This window comes from Saccharopolyspora sp. NPDC050642 (assembly GCF_040654735.1).
Taxonomy (GTDB): domain Bacteria; phylum Actinomycetota; class Actinomycetes; order Mycobacteriales; family Pseudonocardiaceae; genus Saccharopolyspora; species Saccharopolyspora elongata.
Window position 1 is genome coordinate 100,508 of sequence record NZ_JBFAIN010000024.1, and the last position, 20,920, is coordinate 121,427.

A 20,920-nucleotide genomic window follows, 5' to 3' on the forward strand; every position below is an offset into this window, starting at 1 on the left:
GCAGCAACGGGGAGGGTGGGGTGGGGAGGGGGAGGGCCCAAGGAAGCCGCGCGCAAGCGGTTCGGCGGTGCGAGCGGAGGAGTCACCGCGCCGCTTGCCGGGCGGGCTGTCTGCCCTGGGCGCCGTGCCCGGGGTGGCGACCGCCGGGCAGGGCCGCTTCCAGCGGATACTCGCTCAGTTGCCCTGGTGGCCGTCCGCGTAGGTTGGGGCCATGGGGATTGTGCAGTCGGTGAACCTCGCGGTGGTGCAGACCGGGGATTGGACCGGGCGCGTGGGGCGCAGCGGTATCGACAAGCGCCCGGCCGGTGGACCGGTGCGGTTCGAGCAGGCCGGCGTGCACGGCGACACGGTGTGCGACGTGAAGTACCACGGGGCCTGGTACCAGGCGGCCTACGCGTTCGACAGCGAGGAGCTCCGGTACTGGTCGCGGGAGCTGGGGCGTGAGCTGGTCCCCGGCAATGCCGGCGAGAACCTCACGCTGGTGGGGTGCGACAGCAGTTCCGCGGTGATCGGTGAGCGGTGGCGGATCGGTGGGGCCGTGCTGCGGGTGACGGGGCCGCGCACGCCGTGCCGGGTGTTCGCCGGGTTCTGGGACGTCAAGGGCCTGGTCAAGCGGTTCAGCGAGCACGGCCGGACCGGCGCGTACCTGGCGGTGGAGGAGCCGGGCGAGATCACCGCAGGCGATGCCGTCGAGGTGCTCTCCCGGCCGGAGCACGGGGTGCAGGTGTCCGAGGTGTTCGCCCTGAAGATGCAGGACCGCGGGGACCTGGCCGAACACGTCGCCGGTGGCCTCGCAGATCTGCCGGAGAAGTGGCGGGAGTCGATCGCTGCGAGGGTGCAGCGCTACCGCTCGGGGCGGCATTCGACGATGGCGTAGCCGTTGTCCAGCGGCGTGAAGTCCTCGACGGCGAGCCCGGCGGCCTCCGCGACCTGTTGGGTTCGGTCGAGATCGCGCATCCGGCCGCCGACGTAGATCATCATCCGCAGGTCCATCTCGGTGAACAGCGCCATCCGCTCCCGGTCCGGTAGCAGTTCGATGATCAGCAGGCGCCCGCCCGGGGCGACCGCCTGCTTGCAGTGCGCCAGGATCCGGGTGGCGTCCTCGTCGTCCCAGTCGCCGAGGACGTCGCAGACCACCACGGCGTCGGCCTGGATGGGCAGCGGGTCGAAGAAGCTCGCGGTGGCCACCTCCGAGCGGTCGCCGACGCCCTGTTCGCGCAGGTAGTCCGCGGCGCTGCGGGCCGGGCCCGGCAGGTCGACCAGGATGCCGCGCGCCTTCGGGTTGGCCCGGAGGATCTCGGCGAGCAGCACGCCCTTGCCGCCGCCGATGTCGGCGATCCGGCCGTAGGCGCTCCAGTCGTGCGCGACGGCGATCAGCGGGGCGATCCCGTAGGTCTTGGTCTCCATGAGGGCGTCGAACGAGTCCGACAGTTGCGGGTTGTGCGCCAGGTCTTCCCAGAAGGACCGGCCGAACGCGGCCGGATAGGCGGGGTGGCGGCCGCGGACTTGCTCGATGAGCTCGACGAACGCGAGGTCGGCGCGGCCGACTGCGCCGTCCAGGTCCAGCCAGGGCTGGGGGCCGTCGGCCAGGTCGCTGCGCAGCGCCTCCGAGGCGTCGTTGGGACCGAAGACGTCGGGCTCGGGTTCGGTGAACACGCCGCGGTGCACCAGGAATCGCAGGACGCGCCCGAGTGGATCGGCCTCGGCCCGGCAGCGGTGCGCGATCTCGGCGAGGGGGAGCGGGCCGTCCTTGACCGCGTCGGGCACCCGGAGGGTGGCCGCCGTGCGGACTGCGAACGGCGTGGCCAGGTCGGCCATAGCCCAGACGTCCGGCGACTCGGGGGGCATGCGTTGCAGGGTAAGCCCGTCCGGCCTGCTCAGCGCGCCGCGAGCGGCCCGCCGGGGGCTGAACGCGCTTTCGACCGGGGCCGGTTGTTCTTTGTGGACAGCTCGCCGACGTCCGATGACGCAGGAGCTCCTCCGCCGCGAAGTCGTTGTTCCTGAAGCGAAAGCCGTTGCGCGGCGCGCTGTTCGGCTGCCGAGCGGGCCGCGAGTCCTTCGGGCTGCGGCGGCATTCCGAAGGACTCGCGGATCCGCTAGACCCCGAAGACGCCCTCGCTGATCGCGCTCGGTGCCCCGGGGCTGCCCTGCTTCACATCCCAGGTCCAGAACTCGACGACGTTGTGGTCCGGGTCGGCCACGTACGCCGAGCGTGCATTGCCCGGGCCGAACTCCACCTCGTCGACCTGCGCGCCGCGCGCGCGAACCCGCTCGACGACCGCGTCGTACTCGTCGTCGCTCACGGACAGGGCGTAGTGGACGTGCACGCCGCCCCGGGCGCGGGCAATGCCCAGAGCCGGCTTCCACAGGCCGATCCTGGTGCCGCCGGCCAGCACCCACACCGCTTCGCGGTTGCGCCAGTGCCCGCCTTCCCAGCGTTCGATGACCGGGAATCCGAGCACTTCGGTGTAGAAGCGCTCGGCGGCGTCGAGGTCCGCCACCTCCAGGACCAGTTCGTTCACACCGGACGTCATCGTCATCCTCCTATATAGGTAAATGCCGATTCTCTTTATATAGGAGAGTAGCGATACAATGGCCGAGTGGGCGATGATGATCTGGCGCACACCGCCGGCCTGTTCCGGGCGATGGGGCACCCCATCCGGCTCGGCGTGCTCGACCGGCTGCGCCGCGAGGGCGAGATCTGCGCCTGCGACTTCACCGAGTACTTCGGGGTGAGCCAGCCGACGATCTCCGGCCACCTGCGCACGTTGCGCGAGGCCGGGCTGGTGCGAACCCGCCGGGACGGCACCCAGATCTGCTACTCGCTCGACCCGGCGGCGCTGGAAGTGGTCCGGCAGATGTCCGCCCTGCTGGTTTCGGCCGCGTAGGGACGTGCGGGGCGTCGGGGCGGCCCGGTACGGTGGCGAAAAGCCCAGGAGGACGGTCCGCATGCACCTGGCCGAAGTGGCCGATCTGGCCCGCCGAGACGCCGCCGACGGAGTGCAGCAGCAGATCGTCGCGGCCGTCATCGATACCGGCGGGCAGGTCCTGCTGGTGCGCCGCCGGGAGACGGATTCCCGCGGCGGCGAATGGGAATTCCCCGGTGGCAAGGTCGATCCCGGCGAAGACCTGAACACGGCGCTGCACCGCGAGGTGGACGAGGAGACGGGCCTCCACATCGCCGAGATCACCGGCTACCTGGGCGCGTTCGACTACATCACGCGCAGCGGCACGTACAACCGCCAGCACACCTGGTCGGTCACCGTCGCCGCGGCCGAAGGCGTGCGGCTGACCGAGCACGATGCGTACGCCTGGGTCTCGGCGGCTGACGAGATCCCGCTCAGCGCCGACCTCGAAGGCATCCTGGAGAAGCACTTCAAATCCTGATCGTCCTGAGTGGACGGCGGCGGCGCCCCGCTTCCTGCGGAGATCTCCCGGCGGGTGATCCATGCGGTAGGTCCGGCGGAGTGCTGGGCGGCTCGAAGCTGCCTCCGGGCTCGCCGGCCGAGCGTCGCGGGCCGTTCCGGGCGTGAGCGGCAGCCGGTTCGACCGGGCCGCGCTCGATCTTCGTCGACCTCCGCCGGTGGTCGGCGTGGGAAGTCGTCCGCTTCCTCCTCCGGCTCGTCAGGTCTTCACCGCTACCCGATCGGGCCTGTGACGCAGCGCACCCTGTTGCATTGGGCGCGTTTCTGGGAAAGATTGGAGTACCAAAGGTTTGGTTTCCTAGTAATTACCGACCGGTTCGGCGGAAGGTGCGTTGCGACATGACCAACGAGCTGGAGCACTTCATCGGCGGCAAGCGCGTGGCGGGGACGTCCGGGTCCTTCGGTGACGTGTTCGATCCCAACACCGGGCAGGTGCAGGCCAGGGTGCCGCTGGCCTCGGCGGAGGAGGTCGCGGCGGCGGTCGACAACGCCGCCGAGGCGCAGCCGGCGTGGGCCGCGACGAACCCGCAGAAGCGGGCGCGGGTGCTGATGCGGTTCCTCCAGCTGGTCAACGACGAGATGGACTCGCTGGCCCGGCTGCTCGCCTCCGAGCATGGCAAGACCGTCCCCGACGCCAAGGGCGACATCCAGCGCGGCCTGGAGGTCGTCGAGTTCGCCGTCGGCATCCCACACCTGCTCAAGGGCGAGTACAGCGAGAGCGTCGGCACCGGCATCGACGTGTACTCGCTGCGGCAACCGCTGGGCGTGGTCGCCGGCATCACGCCGTTCAACTTCCCCGCGATGATCCCGCTGTGGAAGGCCGCGCCGGCCATCGCCTGCGGCAACGCCTTCGTGCTCAAGCCCTCCGAACGCGACCCCTCGGTGCCGCTGCGGCTGGCCGAGCTGTTCATCGAGGCCGGGCTGCCGCCGGGGATCTTCAACGTGGTCAACGGCGACAAGACCGCGGTGGACGCGATCCTGACCGAGCCGCGCATCGAAGCCGTCGGGTTCGTCGGCTCGTCGGCGATCGCCGAGTACATCTACTCGACCGCCGCGGCCCACGGGAAGCGCGCGCAGTGCTTCGGCGGCGCCAAGAACCACCTGATCGTGATGCCCGATGCCGACCTCGACCAGGCCGCCGACGCCCTGATCGGCGCCGGTTACGGCTCCGCCGGGGAGCGCTGCATGGCGATCTCGGTCGCCGTGCCGGTCGGCGAGGCCACCGCCGACGCGTTGATCGAGAAGCTCGTCGAGCGGGTGCACCGGCTGACGATCGGCACCAGCTTCGACGAGGCCGCCGACTTCGGCCCGCTGGTGACCAAGCAGGCCTGGCAGCGGGTCCGCGACCTGATCGGCGTCGGCGTCGAGGAAGGCGCGAAGCTGCTGGTCGACGGCCGGGACTTCAAGCTCGCCGGGCACGAGGACGGCTTCTTCCTGGGCGCCTCGCTGTTCGACCACGTCACCCCGGACATGCGGATCTACCAGGAGGAGATCTTCGGGCCGGTGCTGTCGGTGGTCCGCGCCGCCGACTACGACGAGGCGGTCCGGCTGCCCAGCGAGAACGAGTACGGCAACGGCGTGGCGATCTTCACCCGCGACGGCGACGCGGCGCGCGAGTTCGTCTCCCGCGTCAACACCGGCATGGTCGGCGTCAACGTGCCGATCCCGGTGCCGATCGCCTACCACACCTTCGGCGGCTGGAAGCGGTCCGGATTCGGCGACCTCAACCAGCACGGGCCGGACTCGATCCGGTTCTACACCAAGACCAAGACGGTCACCTCGCGCTGGCCCTCCGGCCTCAAGGAAGGCGCCAGCTTCACCATTCCGACGATGCACTGAACCGGGCGGGTGCGGCGGCGATCTCGTGCGAAATCGCCGCCGCACCCGCGCCGGGAGGCGCGAAATCGATCACGGGGAAGGGAGTGGACGTGTCCGTTGCAGCCGTGGCCGGCCCGGTGTCGCCGTTCGAGCTCACCGAGGACCAGCGCGCGATCCAGCAGACCGCGCGGGAGTTCGCCACCGAACAGCTCGCCCCGCACGCCATCGAATGGGACCAGGCCAAGCACTTCCCGGTCGAGGCGCTGCGTGCCGCCGGGCAGCTCGGCATCGGCGGCATCTACGTCGACGAGTCGGTCGGCGGCAGCGGCCTGAGCCGGTTCGACTCGGTGCTGATCTTCGAGGCGCTCGCCGCCGGCGACCCGTCGATCGCCGCCTACATCTCCATCCACAACATGTGCGCGGGCATGATCGACCGCTTCGGCAACGCCGAGCAGCGCGCCCGCTGGCTGCCGGGCCTGTGCTCGATGGAACGCCTGGCCAGCTACTGCCTCACCGAGCCCGGCGCGGGCTCGGACGCGGCGGCGCTGGAGACCCGCGCGGTCCGCGACGGCGACGACTACCTGCTGACCGGGGTCAAGCAGTTCATCTCCGGCGGCGGGACCTCGGACGTCTACGTGGTGATGGCCCGCACCGGCGAGCCCGGCGCGAAGGGCATCTCCACCTTCATCGTCGAGGGCGACGCCGAGGGCCTGTCCTTCGGCGCCAACGAGAAGAAGATGGGCTGGAACGCCCAGCCGACTCGGCAGGTGATCCTCGACGGCGTCCGGGTGCCCGTCGCCCAGCGACTCGGCGACGAGGGCATCGGCTTCCGGATCGCCATGACCGGCCTGGACGGCGGTCGGCTCAGCATCGCCGCGTGCTCGCTCGGCGGCGCGCAGGCCGCGCTCGACAAGAGCCTCGCCTACGTGCGGGAACGCAGCGCCTTCGGCGCCAAGCTCAGCGAGTTCCAGGTGCTGCAGTTCAAGCTCGCCGACATGGCCACCGAGCTGGAGGCCGCCCGGCTGCTGCTGTGGCGGGCGGCGTGGGCGCTGGACGTCAAGGACCCGGCGGCCACCCGGTTGTGCGCGATGGCCAAGCGGCTGGCCACCGACGCGGGGTTCGCGGTGGCCAACGAGGCACTTCAGATCCACGGTGGTTACGGCTACCTTGCCGAGTACGGCCTGGAGAAGATCGTCCGCGACCTGCGGGTGCATCAGATCCTGGAAGGTACCAACGAAATCATGCGGCTGATCATCTCCCGGGGGCTGCTGGCGGCCTGACCGCCGGCGGCCTCGGGTGGGCAGCGCACCAGCACGGACTGGGAGGTTCGCAAGTGCTCGACGCAAGTCCGACGCCTCGCGAGCACCGCCCCGACGTCGTGTGGTCCGCAATTTCCATTGAAATCGAAGCTTCGATTTCAATGGAAATTGCGGCAGGAGGGTGTCGAGGCGGGCGCTGAGGGTCCGCTGGCGCACCGAAACGCAAGCCGGTCCGTGCACACGAAGACAGGAGTCGCACTATGACGGAGCCCGAGATCCTGGTTCGCGAACAGGGCTCGCTCGGCCGGATCACGCTCAACCGCCCCAAGGCGCTCAACTCGCTGACGCTGGGGATGGTCCGGGCGATGGCGCAGGCGGTGGAGCAGTGGCGCACCGCCGAGCACATCCGGGCGATCCTGATCGACGGGGCCGGCGAGCGCGGGCTGTGCGCGGGCGGCGACGTCCGCGCCCTGCACGACGCGGCGAAGGCCGGTGACGAGTCGCTGCCCGCCGCGTTCTGGACCGAGGAGTACCAGCTCAACTCGGCCTTGGCGGGTTATCCGAAGCCGGTCGTCGGGATCATGGACGGCATCTGCATGGGCGGCGGCGTCGGCATCTCCGCGCACGGTTCGCACCGGGTGGTCACCGAGCGTTCCAAGGTCGGCATGCCCGAGGTCGGCATCGGCTTCATCCCCGACGTCGGCGGCACCTACCTGCTTTCCCGCGCCCCCGGCGAGCTCGGCACGCACCTGGCGCTGACGGGTGCGCCGGTCGGCGGCGCGGACGCGATCTACTGCGGGGTCGCCGACTACTACGTCAACAGCGCGAACCTGCCGGAACTCGTCGAGGCGTTGGCCACCGGTGAGGTGGACGAGGTGCTGCAGAAGTTCTCCGAATCCGCGCCCGAGGCCTCGCTGGCCGCGCAGCGGGAGTGGATCGACGCCGCGTACTCGGCGGACGGCGTCGAGGAGATCCTGCGGCGCCTGCGCGAGCGCCCGGAGGAAGCGGCCCGCGAGACCGCCGAGGCGATCGGGCAGAAGTCGCCGACCTCGCTCAAGGTCACCCTGAAGGCCCTGCGCAGCGACTACGGCTCGCTGGAGGAGGCCCTCGTCCAGGAGTACCGGCTGGCCATGGCGTGCGTGCGCATCGGCGACTTCGTCGAGGGCGTGCGCGCGACGCTGGTGGACAAGGACCGCAACCCGCAGTGGTCGCCGGCGCAGCTGTCCGATGTGGACGAGTCTCGGGTGGAGAAGTTCTTCGAACCGGTCGCGGATGAGCCGAAGCTGTTCGGCTGATCCGCGGCGGCCTTGACGGAAGTTCCAGCGCAGAAGGGGAAAATGACAATGGCTGTCATCGGATTCATCGGGCTGGGCCACATGGGCGGCCCGATGTCGGCGAACCTCGTCAAGGCCGGCCACTCGGTGCAGGGGTTCGACCTGATCCCGGCGGCGCTGGAGGTCGCCGACCGGCACGGCGTGACCACCGTCGCATCGGCGGCCGACGCCGCCGCCGGTGCCGACGCGGTGATCACCATGCTGCCCAGCGGCAAGCACGTGCTGGCCTGCTACGACGACGTGCTCGCCGCGGCGAAGCCCGGCACCCTGCTCATCGACTCCTCCACCGTCGACGTCGCGGACGCCCGCCAGGCGCACGAGCGGGCCGCCGAGGCGGGCTTCGGCTCGATCGACGCCCCGGTCTCCGGCGGCACCGCCGGCGCCGAGGCGGGCACCCTGACGTTCATGGTGGGCGGCTCGGAGGAGGACTTCCACCGCGCCGAACCGCTGCTGGAACCGATGGCGCGCAAGGTCATCCACTGCGGCGGGCCCGGCAACGGCCAGGTCACCAAGATGTGCAACAACCTCATCCTGGGCGCGTCCATGGTCGCGGTGAGCGAGGCGTTCGTGCTGGGGGAGCGGCTGGGGCTGTCGCACCAGGCGCTCTACGACGTGGCGTCCATCTCCACTGGGCAGTGCTGGGCGCTGACCACCAACTGCCCGGTGCCGGACCTGGTGGAGACCAGCCGGGCCAACCACGACTACGAGCCCGGCTTCGCCGCGGCGCTGATGCTCAAGGACCTCAGGCTGGCGGCCTCGGCGGCGGAGCAGAGCGGCACCGACGCCGCGATCGGCCGCCTGGCCACCGAGCTCTACCAGCGGTTCAACGAGGAGGGCGGCGGCGACCTGGACTTCGGCGCGATCATCAAGTCCGTCCGGGAGCACTCCGAGCAGCGCTGACGACCCGATGCCGGTTTCGCGAGGAATTACCGTTTACCCAGGTGGGGGTCGGTTCCTCGCGAAATCGTGCTGCGCTGCGGGAGGCGCGCACGCGGGGTAGTCGCGGGCGGGACCCGGGGTGGCGCACGGCTTCATCGGACCGGGCGTACCCTGACGCTCTGTGTTGGAGTGGCTGGTCGAGTGGTACGACGGCGTCGAGCTGTGGCTCGTGCAGCTCGTCTACCCCCTGCAGGTGACCCTGGTGCTGGCGGTGCTGCTGCCGCTGTGCTGGGTGCTCGCCCGTGTGATCGACCGCGGAATCGACCGCCTCGGCGCGAAGCTGACGAGGGTTCGCGACGCGGAACCCCCGGTCGGCCGCCGGGACGGCGAGACCGGGCGGAAGGGGACGGCGGCGTGACGTCGCGCAAGCGCATCTCGGTGGCGTTGGTCGGGCTGATCGCCCTGGTCGTCATCGGCTGGTTCGTCCGGGACTACGTGGACGTCGATCCCGGCGCGGCGACGCAGCAGCGGGCCGTGCCCGGTGTCGAGTCCGGCCTGCCGGTCAAGGCGCTGTCCACGCTGCCGCCGGAGGCCGGGCAGACCTGGCAGCTGATCATCAAGGGCGGCCCGTTCCCGTACCCCGGCAAGGACGGCTCGGTGTTCGGCAACCGCGAAGGCGTCCTGCCGGAGCAGCAGTCGGGTTACTACCACGAGTACACCGTGAAGACGCCGGGTTCCCAAGATCGCGGTGCCCGACGACTGGTCACCGGCAGCCATTCCGAGCTTTACTACACGAGCGATCATTACGAGTCATTTGTGGTTGTCGACGCCGCGGGTTGAGTGCGATGTTTGCGACGAAGTGGGCCAGCAGGGTGCGGAAGGAGCCGACGGTGAGCGAGGTGGGGCAGCCGTCCGCCGACGTCACTGCGCGCGAAGCCGTGCAGGAAGCCGAGCAGCGGGGCGCGGTCGCGCACGTGCTGGACGGCTCCGATCTGATCAGCAAGCGGACCACCCTGGACGGGATCGCCGCGGTGCTGAACTTCCCGGAGTGGACGGGCCGCAACCTGGACGCCCTCTACGACTGCCTGACGGACCTGTCCTGGCTGCCGGAGGGCGAGCACGTGCTGGTCTGGTCGGGCTTCCAGGCGCTGGCGGAGCACGACCCGAAGGCGTTCGGCCGGATCAACGCGGTGCTCCGCGACGCCTCCGAGCACCCCATCTGCGGCCGCGAGTTCACGGCGGTGCTGACCAGGTCCTGATCGCCCATTGGTGATCAGGCACGCCTCGCAATACTGGCTCCCGTGCAGAACAGGAGGCAGTATGACTGTCGTGAACACGCGGGCGAACGAGCAGCACGTGCCGATGACCGTCGACGACTTGGAGCGGCTACCCGACGACGGGCGCCGCTACGAGCTGGTCGGCGGGAGGCTTGACGTGTCTCCTGCGCCAGTGAGCATTCACTCCCTCGTTGAGTCCCGGCTGTGCGGCTACCTGAACTTCGTCGTAGCGCCAGATGGTTACCTCGCGATGCAGGGTGCTGGTATCAACTTCAACGCGAATCGGACGCACCACCGCATCCCGGACGTAGTTGTGCTCAACGAGACTGGTTTCGAGCAGCCGTACCTCACCCGGCCACCGTTGCTCGCGATTGAGGTCGTTTCTCCGGAGAGCGTCATTCGCGACCATCACACCAAGCGTCGCGAGTACGCCGAATTCGGTATCCAGGCGTACTGGATCGTCACGCCGGACGACGAGAAACCAGGGATCCTCGAGTTTCGGCTGGAGGACGGCGAGTACCGAGAGGTGCAGCAGGTCATCGGCGAGGACACCTTCGCCACCGATTTCCCGTTTCCCGTCAAGCTCGTTCCGCACTGGCTGCTGGCCAAGGGACCGTGGCGCGAGCGGATCGGCGGCGAAGGCGCCTGAGCGTCACTTCAGGGCGTCGGGCACCCAGGCGGGCTTGCGCTTCTCCGCGAAGGCCCGCATGCCCTCCTGGCCTTCCTCGCCCGCGAAGTGCTTCGCCGACAGCTCCAGCATCTGGGCGAACGCCTCGCCCATGCTCGACGGGCGCTGACCGATGAGCATCTCCTTCGTGGCCGCCATCGCGCCCGGAGCCCCCAGGGCGAGCATGTCGGTGTAGCGCTTGACCTCCGCGTCCAGCTCGTCGGCGGCGACGGCGGAGTTGAGCAGGCCGATCTCGGCGGCGCGGCGGGCGTCGAAGGTCTCGCCGGTCAGGAACAGCTCGTGCGCCTGACGGGCGTCGAGGCGCGGCAGCACCGTCACCGAGATCACGGCGGGCACGACACCGATGCGCACCTCGGAGAACGCGAAGGTCGCCGCGTCCACCGCGACCGCGATGTCGCAGGCCGCCACGATGCCGACGCCGCCAGCGCGGGCCGGGCCGGCGAGCTTGGCGACCACCGGCTTCGGGCTGGTCCAGATCTGCTCCAGGATCGCCGGGAACTCGTTGACGCCCTGCTTCTCGGAATCGGCCGAGCGCGACTCCTTGAGGTCCATCCCGGCGCAGAACACCTTGCCGGTGTGGTCCAGGACGATCACGCGCACCGCGTCGTCGGCGATCGCCGCGCTCAGGTGGTCCCGCAGTTCGCGCCGCAGCTGCGCGGACAGCGCGTTGCGGTTGTGGGGCGAGTCCAGCGTGATCGTCGCGATGCCGTCGGCCACGGCGAGGTGCACAAGCTCATCCATGACAGGCACGTTAACCGTCGTTAGCCCCCGCGGGCCAGTGAGCAACATCCCACTTCGGATCAGCTCGAGAGCCTCCGCCGCAGGTCACGGGCCGTACGTAAAGCAGCACAAAGTACGCACGGGCCTGTCAGGTCGAGGGATAGCGGTCGGCCCACTCGGGCGGCCGGGGGCCGAACTCCAGGACCGCGTCGTGGGCGAGGCGCTCGATCACCTCGTAGAGCTCCAGCTCCACAGTCCAGCGCTCCGGGATCCGCTCCGCGCCGGACGCCGCGCCGATCAGGCTGCCGCAGACCGCTCCCGTCGTCGCGCTGTTGCCCGAGTGGTTCACCGCCACCGGCAGCGCCGCGTCGAAGTCCCCGTCGCAGGCCAGCGACGCGTACAGCCCGATGCCCAGCGCTTCGGCCGCGGTCGAGCCGGCGCCCAGGGCGCGTTCGAGATCACCTGGCGGCACGCGGCCGCTGCGGGCCAGCCGGACCGCTGCGGAGATGCGGCGGCTGACGTCCTCGTGCCCGGTGTGCGGGGTGAGCTGCTCCAGCACCGCATCGACCGCTGTGGCCAGCGGCTCGCCGTTCATCAGCCGCGACACCAGGAACGCCAGCGCGCCCGCGCTCAGCCAGGCCGCCGGGTGGCCGTGAGTGAGCGCCGCGGTCCGCATGCCGACGTGGAAGACCTCCGCCGGGTCGTTGCTCCACAGCGCCGCCGGCACCGCCCGCATGATCGCGCTGCTGCCCTGCGAGTCGCTGACCGGGTGGTCCGGGGAGCCCATCCGCTGCTGGCCCTTGGCGAACGCGATGAGCGTGCGCATCATGGTGCGGCCCGGGTTGCGGGTCTGGAACAGCGCCCGCTGGCGCACCAGCCAGCCGTCCGGCTCCGGGGTGCCGCCCAGGAACTCGCCTGCCGCGCGCGGCCAGCTCAGGTGCTGGGTGTGCAGCCACCGCTGGTAGGCGTGCTGGATGTGCCGGGCCGGGTCCTCGGCGCCGGTGGTGCGGCGCGCGACGTTGGCCCGGATCGTGCCCTCCAGCGAGAACAGCAGGAGCTGGGTGTCGCTGCCGAGTCGCCCCGAGGGGTGGCCGGCCGGGATGTAGTCGGTGAGGCCGTCCGCGCCGTGCCGGGCACGGATCTCGTCCCAGCCGTCCGCGGCGATGGGCATGCCGAGCGCCTCGCCGATCGCGCAGCCGAGCACCGCTCCGAGGAACCGGTCGCGGGACGCGGCCAGCCGGGGCACCGCGGTCAGCCCGGTGCGGTAGTCCGTTGTGGACGGTGCCTGGGGTTCGGCGGATTCGGTGGTCGGATAGCGGCGCTGCCACCGGTCGGACTCGTCCGGGTACGGGCCGAATTCCGTTGCCGCGTCCTCGGAAATCCGCTCGATGAGCTCGATGATCGGCAGTTCCTCCCGCCATCGCGGGGGAATCGTCGTCGGGCCGTGCAGCGCGCCGAGCAGTTGCCCGCACAGCGCGGCCGCGTCGGCGCTGTGCAGGCTAGCCGATTCGACGGCGCCGGCGAAGTCGTCCTCGCAGGCCGTGGCGACCCGGGCGGCGATCGCCAGCGCGTCCAGGCCGCTGCGCCCGGTGGACATCGCGTCGAGGTGGGCCCGCCCGGGCCGGAACCCGGCAGGGCTGAGCCGGCCGAGCCGCAGGGCTCGGGTAAGCGCCGTGCGTCCCGTCTGCCAGCCGGAAAGCCCTTGTCGCAGCGAGGTTTGCAGCGAGTTCCCGCGCAGCAGCCACAGCATCGCCACGCCGAGCACGCTGGCCGGGCTGTGGCCGTTGGGATGGCCGTGGGTGAGCGCGGCGAGATCGCCGCCGAGCGCGAACACCGTGCCGGGATCGCCCGACCACAGCGCGGCGAGCGCGCCGAGCGGCACGGCGGATGCCGTGTCCGAGGAGTTGATCGGCTGCTGCCGGGAACCGGCGGCGTGCCCGGCAGCGACCCGGGCGAGCGCGGTGAGCATCGCCGGGTCGTCGCTGCCGGTGCCGCGCAGCGCGGGCTCGGTGACCAGCCAGCCGTTGGGCTGGGCGGTGTCGGCTCCGCAGTCGCGCCACGGCACGCCCCGGGTGTGCAGCCAGCGCTGGAGCCCGGCGAGGGCGGAACCGACCGGGTCGCCGTCGCCCGTCGACCGCGCGTTGGTGTGCGCGCGGATCAAGCCTTCCAGGACGAAGAGCACGGCGGTGGTGCGCTCGCCGACCCGCCCGAGCGCGACGAACTCGCCGACCGCGCCGCCCAGCAGCATGCCGAGCAACCGGCCCGGCGCCTCGGGCAGCGCGCCGTCCCGATCGGCCAGGCCGGTGGCGGGTGCCGGCGGGGTTTCCGCGGCGAGCCGGTGTTGCAGGGCAGTCGCCCACAGCGGCCTGGTGGCGGGATGCCGCCGCCACTGCCGCCAGGTGTCCAGCAGCTGCTGCTCCACCGGGTCGCGGCGGCTGGCCGCGCGCGCCTCCCGCCACGCCGCCAGCAGCGCTCGTTCCGTCTCGTCCAGGCCTATTTCGTCCACTATGGATTATCCGAGGTAGCGCCCGGCCCAGTCGGGCGCCGGCGCGTCGGTGAAGATCTCCGTCCTGGCGCGGTGCTCGTCGGCGACCAGCTGGGCGAGGACCTCCCGCAGCTCCAGCTCGCCGACCCAGTCCGCGGGGATCTCCGCGGCGCCCCGGGCGGCGCCGAGCAGGCTGCCGCAGATGGCTGCGGTGGCCGCGGTGTTCCCGGCGTGGGTGGCGGCCAGCGACACCGCGTCGGAGATGGAGTTCGGGTGCGACAGCGCAGCCGCGACCGCGATGGCCAAGGCCTCCGGCGCGTTCCAGCCCAGGCCCAGCTCGTCGAAGCTGGTGGGCGAGGCCGGTCCGCTGCCGGCGATCTGGACCGCCGCGCGCAAGCCCTGCGCGGTGTTCTCTGCGCCTTCCACCTGGTCCAGCTCGGCCAGCACCACGTGCACGGCGTCGACGAGCGTCTGGCCGCTGTTCAGCGCGCACACCAGGCCGGCCAGCGCGCCCGCGGGCAGGAAGCCGTCCGGGTGACCGTGGGTGATCACGGCGATCTCCGCGCCCAGCGAGATGGCGTGCGGCACGTCGGCGGCGTCGAAGCCGACCACCGCCCCGCGCACCGTGGCGGCCGCTGTCCGGGCGGCGTTCGGCGGGCTGGCCGGGGTGGGGACGTCGCGCCGGTCGGCGAAGCGGGCCAACGCCGTCAGCGTCGCCTCGTCCGGGAACCGTTGCGCGCGAAGGGCTTCGGTCTCGACGAGCACACCGTCCACCGCCTCGTTCGACACCTGCGCGCCCTGGGTGTGCATCCAGTGCAGCAGGGCCAGCCGCACCATCGACGGCCGGTGCGCGGCGATCCCGCGCAGCGCCGAGCGGATGTGCGAGCTGATCAGCGCGTCCAGCACGAATGCGGTCTGCTGCGTGTACACCGTGGCCGAGCCGCGACGGCCGAAGAGCTCGGTGAGCTCCCGGACGCCTTCGGGGTTCTCGCGCAGGATCTTGCGCAGGTCGGTGAACATCCACGGCGCACCTAGGGCGTCGCCGACCGCGGAGCCCAGCACGCAGCCTTCGAGCCGCTCGCTCCGGCTGAGCTCCACCTGGGTTTCGGCGGCGGGCTCGGCCTCGGCTTCGGGCTCGGCCGCGGCCTCGCCGATCAGCTGGGCGGCGCGTTCGGCGCCGAAGGCCTCGACGAGCAGCTTCTGCAGGCTCTGCGTGAGGTCGGCGGAACTCCCCTCGCCGTTGTCGCGGAACTTGCGCCACACGCTGAGCAGCTGCTGTTCCTCGTCGGACAGGCCGTCGTCGGCCTCGTCGTCGACATCGACCTGCGCGTCCGCGACGGCGACTTCCGCGGCCGGGGCTTCGGCGGCGGCTTCGACGACCGGGGCTTGGGCAGCAGGCACATCGATGGCGGGAATTTCGGCTGCGGGCTCGACGGCGGGAATTTCGGCCGCCAGGGGCTCGACGGCCGGAGCTTCCGGCACTTCCTGGACCGGCTCCTCGACGACCGCCTCCTCGACGACCGGCTCGGGCTCGGGCTGCGGCGTTTCCGCTGCCGGCACGGGCTCTTCGACCGCCTCGGCGGTCTCCACGACCGCCGGCTCGGCGGCGGGCTCGACATCGCCGATCGGGTAGCGCTCCAGCCACTCCGCGCCCGTCGGCGGGGTCGGGCCGAACTCCTGGATCGCGTCGCCGGCCATCGCCTCGATGACCTCGCGCAGCTCCAGCTTGTCGCGCCAGGTCTGCGGGATCGCGTCCGCCGTGTGCGCCGCGCCCATGATGTTCCCGCAGATCGCCGCGGTGGAGTCGCTGTCGCCGGAGTGGTTGGCGGCCAGGATCACGGCGTCGGCGAACGACTCCGGGTACGTCAGCGCCGCGCACACCGCGATCGCCAGGGCCTGCTCGCCGAACCAGCCCTCGCCGAGGACCTCGTGGATCTGCTCCGGCGTCGGGGTGCCCGCGGTGGCCAGCTCGATGGCCCGGCGCAGCGCGGTGCTGGTCTCCTCGTGACCGTCCCACGTGGACAGTTCGGTGAGCGCGCGGTCCACCGCCTCGGGCAGCGACCGGCCCGCCAGCAGCTGCTGGACGATCACCGCGAGCGCCCCGGCGGGCAGGTAGCCGCTGGGGTGGCCGTGGGTCAGCACCGCGGTCATCGCGCCGACCTGGAACACCTCGGCCGCGTCAGCGGACCACAACCCGGCCGGGGCGGCCCGCATCACGCCGCCGCAGCCCTTCGAGTCGTTGAGGCGGTTGGTGAACGAGCCCTGCTTGTTGCCGTTGGCGTAGCCGTGCAACGCCTGTATGCAGGTCGTGCCGGGCGCGCGGCGGACGAACAGGCCCTTCTGCTTGATCAGCCAGCCGTCCGGCGGGTTCGCGGCCAGCGGCCCGCCGGCCTCCCGCCAGTCGAAGCCCTGGGTGTGCAGCCAGCGCTGGTAGGCGTGCTGCACCTGGGTGGTGGGCTCGTTCTCGCCGAAGAGCCGACGGCGGATGCTGGCCCGGATGAGACCGTCCAGCGTGAACAATGTCATCTGGGTCTCGTCGCTGATCGAGCCGCCGGGCCGGTGGGCGTCGACGAAGTCGGTCAGCCCCGCCACGCCGTACTTGCGGCGGATGTCCTGCAGCGAGTCGTCCTCGATCGGGTAGCCGAGCGCGTCGCCGGCGGCGCCGCCGAGCAGGAAACCCAGAATGCGGTGCGGCCGGAGTTCGCTGGGGTCGACGACAGCTTCGACCGGTTCCTCGACCGCCTCGACCGCCGCGACCGCCGCGGTGACGTCGACGACCGCGGTGACCTCGGCCTCCGGCTGGTCGTCGGTTTCAATTGAAACTGCGGGCACCTCGGGTTCGGCGGGTGCGGTGTCCTCCGCTGGAGCCTCGGCCTCCGGTTGGTCCGCAGTTTCAATTGAAACTGCGGGGACGTCCGGTTCGGCTTCGGGTTCGGCTTCGGGTTCGGCAGCTTCGGCCGGTGCTTCGTCGGCGACCGGCGCCGGTTCCGCTTCCGCCGGCCTGGCGACCGGTTCCGAACCCACCAGCGGGAGGTCGGAGGTGAAGATCAGGTCGGAGATGTCCTTCGCGGCCGGGTAACGCGAGGCCCACGCGTCGCCGGTCGGCGGCGCCGCGCTGAACTCCAGCAGCGCGTCCTTCGCCAGCGTCTCGACGATCTCGCGCTGCTTGAGGTCGCGCAGCCACACCCCGGGCAGGGAGGTCGAACCGTAGCGGGCGCCGACGATGTTCCCGCAGATCGCCGCGGTGGAGTCGCTGTCGCCGGAGTGGTTGACGGCCACCATCAGCGCGGCGGCGACGGTGTCGGTGCTCAACGCCGCGCACACCGCGATGGCCAGCGCCTCGTGCCCGGCCCAGCCGCCGCCCAGCGTGTCCTTGAGCTCCTCCGGGCTCGGCTTGCCCTTCTTGGCGAGCTCCTCGGCGGCCTGCAACGCGCGGTCGGTGTCCTCGTGGCCGTGGTACTGCACGAGCAGTTCGCGGGCCTGCCGCACCGCTTCTTCCAGCGTCTCCTCGCGCAGCAACCGGTGCACCACGACGGCCAGCACGCCCGCGGGCAGGTAGCCGTTGGGCTGCGAGTAGGTCAGGGCCGCGGTCGCGGCGGCGAGCTCGAAGACCTGCTTGGGGTCGTCCGACCACAGCGCGACCGGGGCGGCCCGGACGACACCGCCGCAGTCCTGCGAATCGTTGATCGGCCGCTCGAAGGTGCCGGGCGCGCCGACCGAGGCGAACTCCCGCAGCGCGGTGATGCAGCTGCTGTTCGGCGAGCGCACGACGAACAGGTCGCGCTGGTCGATCAGCCAGCCGTTGGGCTTGGGGTGGCTCATCGTGAACGGCCCGGCCGCGCGCATCCACGCGTAGCCCTGGGTGTGCAGCCAGCGCTGGTAGGCCAGCTGGATCGCCGACAGCGGGCTGTCCGCGCCGGTCGAGCGCGTCGCGATGTGCCCGCGGATCAGGCCTTCCAGGGTGAACAGCGTCATCTGGGTGTCGTCGGTGAACTCGCCCGGCTGCTCACCGGCGCGGTCGTACTCGGTGACGCCCATCGCGCCGAACCGGCTGCGGATCTGGTCCACCGGGTAGAACTCCACCGGCGCGCCGAGCGCGTCGCCGATCGCGCCGGCCAGCATCGAGCCGATGAACCGGCGGCCGTACTCGGTTTCGGCCGGATCCACCGCCGGTTTCGGGGCCTGCTCGACGGGCGGCGCCGGTGCCGCGGGCGGCTGCGGTGCGGCTCCCGGCGGCGTGACCACCGGAGTGCCGGTGGCGGGGGAGTGCACCGGCACGCCCGGCGCCTTCGGCGGCACGGCGGCCGCGGCCTTGGCCAGGTCCTCGGCGGGGAGCCGGGCCTTGACCGGGCTGGTCGGGTTCACCTGCACGTCGATGCCGGTGAGGGGGTGCGTCGCCAGCTGGCGGCCGGTCATCCGCTGCCAGGTCGTCCAGTTCGGCGGCAGGAACCCCTCGGAGGTGAACACCTGCAGCTGCCGGCGGCCGGACTCGTGCTCCATCGTGAACAGCCCGTTTCCCTGCGGCTGCGCGAACAGGATCAGCTCGGCGTCCAGCATCGCGGTCAGCAGCGCGTGCCCCTGGGCGTAGCCGGTGGTGGTCAGCTGCAGCGCGCGCTCGACGTCGTTGGTCGGCGCGGGCAGCCGCAGCGCGACCGGCGAGGGCCGGTAGTTCGGGTTGGGGGAGAAGTCGTCGGTGATCTCGCCCTGCTCATCGACCCGGTAGCCGCCGATGAAGCCCCACGGCGGCACCTCGGCGTTCGGATCGGTGAAGATCGGGTCGACCACGTACAGCCAGGTGTTCGGCTGCTTCATGGCCTGTTCTCGCATGGTCGGCGTGATGACCGGTCGATTCGGCTGCTGCGTGTTCATCTCGCGCTGTTGTCCCCGACTCCTCGTCCAGCCTTGCATTGATCGCCCCCACCCACCGGCGGTCACTCGATAGCGCGGGCCTGGCGGGTACGACGGACACAGGGAGCGGCCGGTTCCCCGTCCAGACGCTGGCAAGCAACTCTCTCATGACCACATGGGGTGAAGCTTAGTGTTCGGAAGAACAACTCAGAGTCAGGTGTTGATTTTCGCTCCCGCCGCTGGTCGCGCGGCCGGGCGGCTCACGCGGTGGTGTCGGTGAGCGCGGCCGCCATCAGGCATTGCAGGCAGGGCATGCCCGCCGGGCCTTCGAGCGCCTCGGCCTCGCCGGGGAGGATGCCGAAACCGCAGTAGGCGTACAGCATCGGCGGCGGCGGGCCGTCGGCGGGCAGCGGGAAGAAGTGGCAGGACTTGTCCTGCTCGCTGCGAGCGAACTCGGCGCGAACGCGCGCCATGAAGTGCGGTTGCGGGTTCATCGGTCGCACCGCCAAGTCGGGTCCGGCAGCGACCTGGGCTGTCGGGGGTGTCCGGGTCGCTGCCGGTTTTCGTGTACCCAGCTGGATGACACGGCCACATCATGCCCCGCAGGTTGCCCCTGCCAACCCGATTGTCGACTTTTGGCCAGATGCGGTTGATCGGCGCGGCCCGGGGCCGGTGCCAACGGCGGTCATGTGGTTCCGCGCGAACCTCGAAACCGCTCGCGGAGAACTTCCTCGGTTTGTTCAGCGAGGTCAGGTTCTGCGGTGAAGGAACCCGAATATCCACTCAAATCGCGCACCGACTCATCCGTGAGCTCGGTGGGATCGTCGGCCATCCGTCACTTCCCGTAGTGATATCGGCATGCCGCGATTCGTATCTCGTCACCCGCGACCTTGTAAACCAGCCGGTGTTCGTCGGAGATGCGGCGTGACCAGTAGCCCTGGAATCCATGCTTCAAGGGCTCTGGTTTGCCGATGCCCTCGTTCCCGTTGCGGCAGATGTCCTTGATCAGCGCGTTGATCCGCTTGAGGAGCTTGCGGTCCTCGGTTTGCCACCAGACGTAGTCGTCCCAGGCGAGCTCGTCCCAGACCAGTTTCATTCGGCGAGCTCGTGCTGTTCGCCGCCGCCGGCTTCCAGGCGCTCGATCGCGAGGATCAGGCGGCGCGCGTTCTCGGGGCTGCGGAGCAGGTAGGCGGTTTCCTTCAGGGACTGGTAGTCGTCCAACGACACCATCACGACCGGCTCGTGGCCGGCGCGGGTGATCACGACTTCCTCGCGGTCGTTGACTACGGAGTCGAGCGTCTCGGCGTACTTGGCACGAGACTCGGAGTAGCTCATCGTCTTCACCGGTCACCTCCTTGTACAGAATACTGTACGTATCGCGAATGAGGTGGGCAAGCCCTGTACTCGACTGAACGCCGACGTCACAGAGCTGCGGGGAGTTGTAGGGGAGCTGCGTTGAGGGTTTCGGCGTAGCGGTGGAGGATCAGGTCCGCCACGCCCTCGTCGTCCGCCATCGGGGGCGCGATCAGCGGGTCGGTTGCGTGCTCGCGGGCCAGGCCGGTGATCCGGTCCGGGAGCAGGCCCGGGGCCAGGAACCAGGAGGCGACCGCGAAGCGGCGCGCGCCGCGGGCGTGCAGGGCCTCGATCGCCGCCGGCACGTCCGGTTCGGCGGCCGCCGCGAAGGCCGGGACGACGCCCGCCCAGGCTGCCTTCGCCTGCCAGCGCCCGGCGACGTCCGCCACCAGCCGGTTCGCCGCTGCGTGCGACGAGCCCGCGCCCGCCAGGACCACGCCCAGCTCCGGATCGTCCGGATCGGCTCCCTCGGCCACCAGCCGGCGCCACGCCGCCCCGTCCAGCCTCGGATCTGGCCCCAGAACGTCGGAAACGTGCACCTGGAACCGCGGATAGCGCCGTTCCACGTCGGCCACCGCCGCGGGCACGTCGACGCGGGCGTGGAACGCCCGGCCGAGCAGCAGCGGCACGACGACCGCGGCGGAATGCCCGTCACCGTGCACCGCGCTGAGCACGTCGCCGACGCGCGGCGCCGAGAGGTCCAGGAACGCCACGCGCACGTCCAGGTCCGGGCGCGCCGCGCGCACCACGTCCAGCAGGGCGTGGATCGTCGCGGCCGAACGCGGATCTCGGCTGCCGTGCGCGACGGCCACCAGTGGAGCGGTCATGAGCGGC

General features: G+C 71.1%; 20 protein-coding genes. 11 read left to right on the forward strand and 9 right to left on the reverse strand.

Features of this window, described 5'->3' with window-relative positions:
• Positions 1-211: 211 nt before the first annotated feature.
• Positions 212-877: an MOSC domain-containing protein gene (locus AB0H93_RS29685; protein WP_358576709.1), complete on the forward strand. Its 666-nt coding sequence runs from the start codon at positions 212-214 to the stop codon at positions 875-877.
• Here the strand turns inward: AB0H93_RS29685 and AB0H93_RS29690 are convergent.
• Complete coding sequence (locus AB0H93_RS29690; RefSeq protein ID WP_358576711.1) at positions 844-1,848, reverse strand: methyltransferase; 1,005 nt, start codon at positions 1,846-1,848, stop codon at positions 844-846. The two genes, AB0H93_RS29685 and AB0H93_RS29690, sit on opposite strands and share 34 nt — an antisense overlap.
• A 248-nt stretch (positions 1,849-2,096) precedes the next feature.
• On the reverse strand, positions 2,097-2,534 hold the full coding sequence (locus AB0H93_RS29695) for a VOC family protein (RefSeq protein ID WP_235883794.1): 438 nt from the start codon (positions 2,532-2,534) through the stop codon (positions 2,097-2,099).
• 66 nt (positions 2,535-2,600) lie between these two features.
• Between AB0H93_RS29695 and AB0H93_RS29700 the strand changes: the two genes are divergently transcribed.
• From AB0H93_RS29700 to AB0H93_RS29745, 10 genes are all read left to right on the forward strand, one after another.
• Positions 2,601-2,888 carry a metalloregulator ArsR/SmtB family transcription factor gene (locus AB0H93_RS29700; RefSeq protein ID WP_358576713.1) on the forward strand — a complete coding sequence of 96 codons (288 nt, stop codon included), beginning with the start codon at positions 2,601-2,603 and terminating at the stop codon, positions 2,886-2,888.
• Positions 2,889-2,949: 61 nt separating this feature from the next.
• On the forward strand, positions 2,950-3,387 hold the full coding sequence (locus AB0H93_RS29705; protein WP_358576714.1) for an NUDIX domain-containing protein: 438 nt from the start codon (positions 2,950-2,952) through the stop codon (positions 3,385-3,387).
• A gap of 377 nt (positions 3,388-3,764) precedes the next feature.
• Positions 3,765-5,264: a CoA-acylating methylmalonate-semialdehyde dehydrogenase gene (locus tag AB0H93_RS29710; protein WP_358576716.1), complete on the forward strand. Its 1,500-nt coding sequence runs from the start codon at positions 3,765-3,767 to the stop codon at positions 5,262-5,264.
• 89 nt (positions 5,265-5,353) lie between these two features.
• On the forward strand, positions 5,354-6,523 hold the full coding sequence (locus tag AB0H93_RS29715) for an isobutyryl-CoA dehydrogenase (RefSeq protein ID WP_358576718.1): 1,170 nt from the start codon (positions 5,354-5,356) through the stop codon (positions 6,521-6,523).
• A 239-nt stretch (positions 6,524-6,762) separates the two neighbouring features.
• The gene (locus AB0H93_RS29720) at positions 6,763-7,797 is read left to right on the forward strand and encodes an enoyl-CoA hydratase/isomerase family protein (protein ID WP_358576719.1); all 1,035 of its coding nucleotides are present in this window, start codon (positions 6,763-6,765) and stop codon (positions 7,795-7,797) included.
• Between the two features lie 48 nt (positions 7,798-7,845).
• Positions 7,846-8,736, forward strand: a complete 891-nt coding sequence (gene mmsB / locus AB0H93_RS29725) for a 3-hydroxyisobutyrate dehydrogenase (RefSeq protein WP_358576720.1) — start codon at positions 7,846-7,848, stop codon at positions 8,734-8,736.
• Between the two features lie 160 nt (positions 8,737-8,896).
• Positions 8,897-9,133 (forward strand): hypothetical protein, encoded by a 237-nt coding sequence (locus tag AB0H93_RS29730; RefSeq protein ID WP_093271677.1) that lies wholly within the window; start codon positions 8,897-8,899, stop codon positions 9,131-9,133.
• On the forward strand, positions 9,130-9,555 hold the full coding sequence (locus tag AB0H93_RS29735; RefSeq protein ID WP_358576721.1) for a ribonuclease domain-containing protein: 426 nt from the start codon (positions 9,130-9,132) through the stop codon (positions 9,553-9,555). Before AB0H93_RS29730 ends, AB0H93_RS29735 begins: the two co-directional genes overlap by 4 nt.
• Before the next feature lie 50 nt (positions 9,556-9,605).
• Positions 9,606-9,974, forward strand: coding sequence for a barstar family protein (locus tag AB0H93_RS29740; RefSeq protein ID WP_358576723.1), 369 nt, complete (start codon positions 9,606-9,608; stop codon positions 9,972-9,974).
• A 61-nt stretch (positions 9,975-10,035) separates the two neighbouring features.
• On the forward strand, positions 10,036-10,641 hold the full coding sequence (locus AB0H93_RS29745) for a Uma2 family endonuclease (RefSeq protein WP_358576724.1): 606 nt from the start codon (positions 10,036-10,038) through the stop codon (positions 10,639-10,641).
• A 3-nt stretch (positions 10,642-10,644) separates the two neighbouring features.
• Here AB0H93_RS29745 and AB0H93_RS29750 read toward each other — a convergent pair whose 3' ends face one another.
• From AB0H93_RS29750 to AB0H93_RS29780, 7 genes are all read right to left on the reverse strand, one after another.
• Positions 10,645-11,421: an enoyl-CoA hydratase-related protein gene (locus AB0H93_RS29750; RefSeq protein WP_358576725.1), complete on the reverse strand. Its 777-nt coding sequence runs from the start codon at positions 11,419-11,421 to the stop codon at positions 10,645-10,647.
• Between the two features lie 127 nt (positions 11,422-11,548).
• Positions 11,549-13,906 (reverse strand): ADP-ribosylglycohydrolase family protein, encoded by a 2,358-nt coding sequence (locus AB0H93_RS29755; RefSeq protein ID WP_358576727.1) that lies wholly within the window; start codon positions 13,904-13,906, stop codon positions 11,549-11,551.
• A gap of 6 nt (positions 13,907-13,912) precedes the next feature.
• On the reverse strand, positions 13,913-18,697 hold the full coding sequence (locus AB0H93_RS29760) for a type VII secretion system-associated protein (protein ID WP_358576729.1): 4,785 nt from the start codon (positions 18,695-18,697) through the stop codon (positions 13,913-13,915).
• Between the two features lie 296 nt (positions 18,698-18,993).
• Positions 18,994-19,227, reverse strand: a complete 234-nt coding sequence (locus AB0H93_RS29765; RefSeq protein ID WP_358576730.1) for a hypothetical protein — start codon at positions 19,225-19,227, stop codon at positions 18,994-18,996.
• Between the two features lie 341 nt (positions 19,228-19,568).
• Positions 19,569-19,829, reverse strand: a complete 261-nt coding sequence (locus tag AB0H93_RS29770; protein WP_358576731.1) for a Txe/YoeB family addiction module toxin — start codon at positions 19,827-19,829, stop codon at positions 19,569-19,571.
• The gene (locus AB0H93_RS29775; protein WP_245761466.1) at positions 19,826-20,068 is read right to left on the reverse strand and encodes a type II toxin-antitoxin system prevent-host-death family antitoxin; all 243 of its coding nucleotides are present in this window, start codon (positions 20,066-20,068) and stop codon (positions 19,826-19,828) included. Before AB0H93_RS29775 ends, AB0H93_RS29770 begins: the two co-directional genes overlap by 4 nt.
• An 86-nt stretch (positions 20,069-20,154) precedes the next feature.
• Complete coding sequence (locus tag AB0H93_RS29780; RefSeq protein ID WP_358576732.1) at positions 20,155-20,913, reverse strand: sirohydrochlorin chelatase; 759 nt, start codon at positions 20,911-20,913, stop codon at positions 20,155-20,157.
• Between the last annotated feature and the right edge of the window lie 7 nt (positions 20,914-20,920).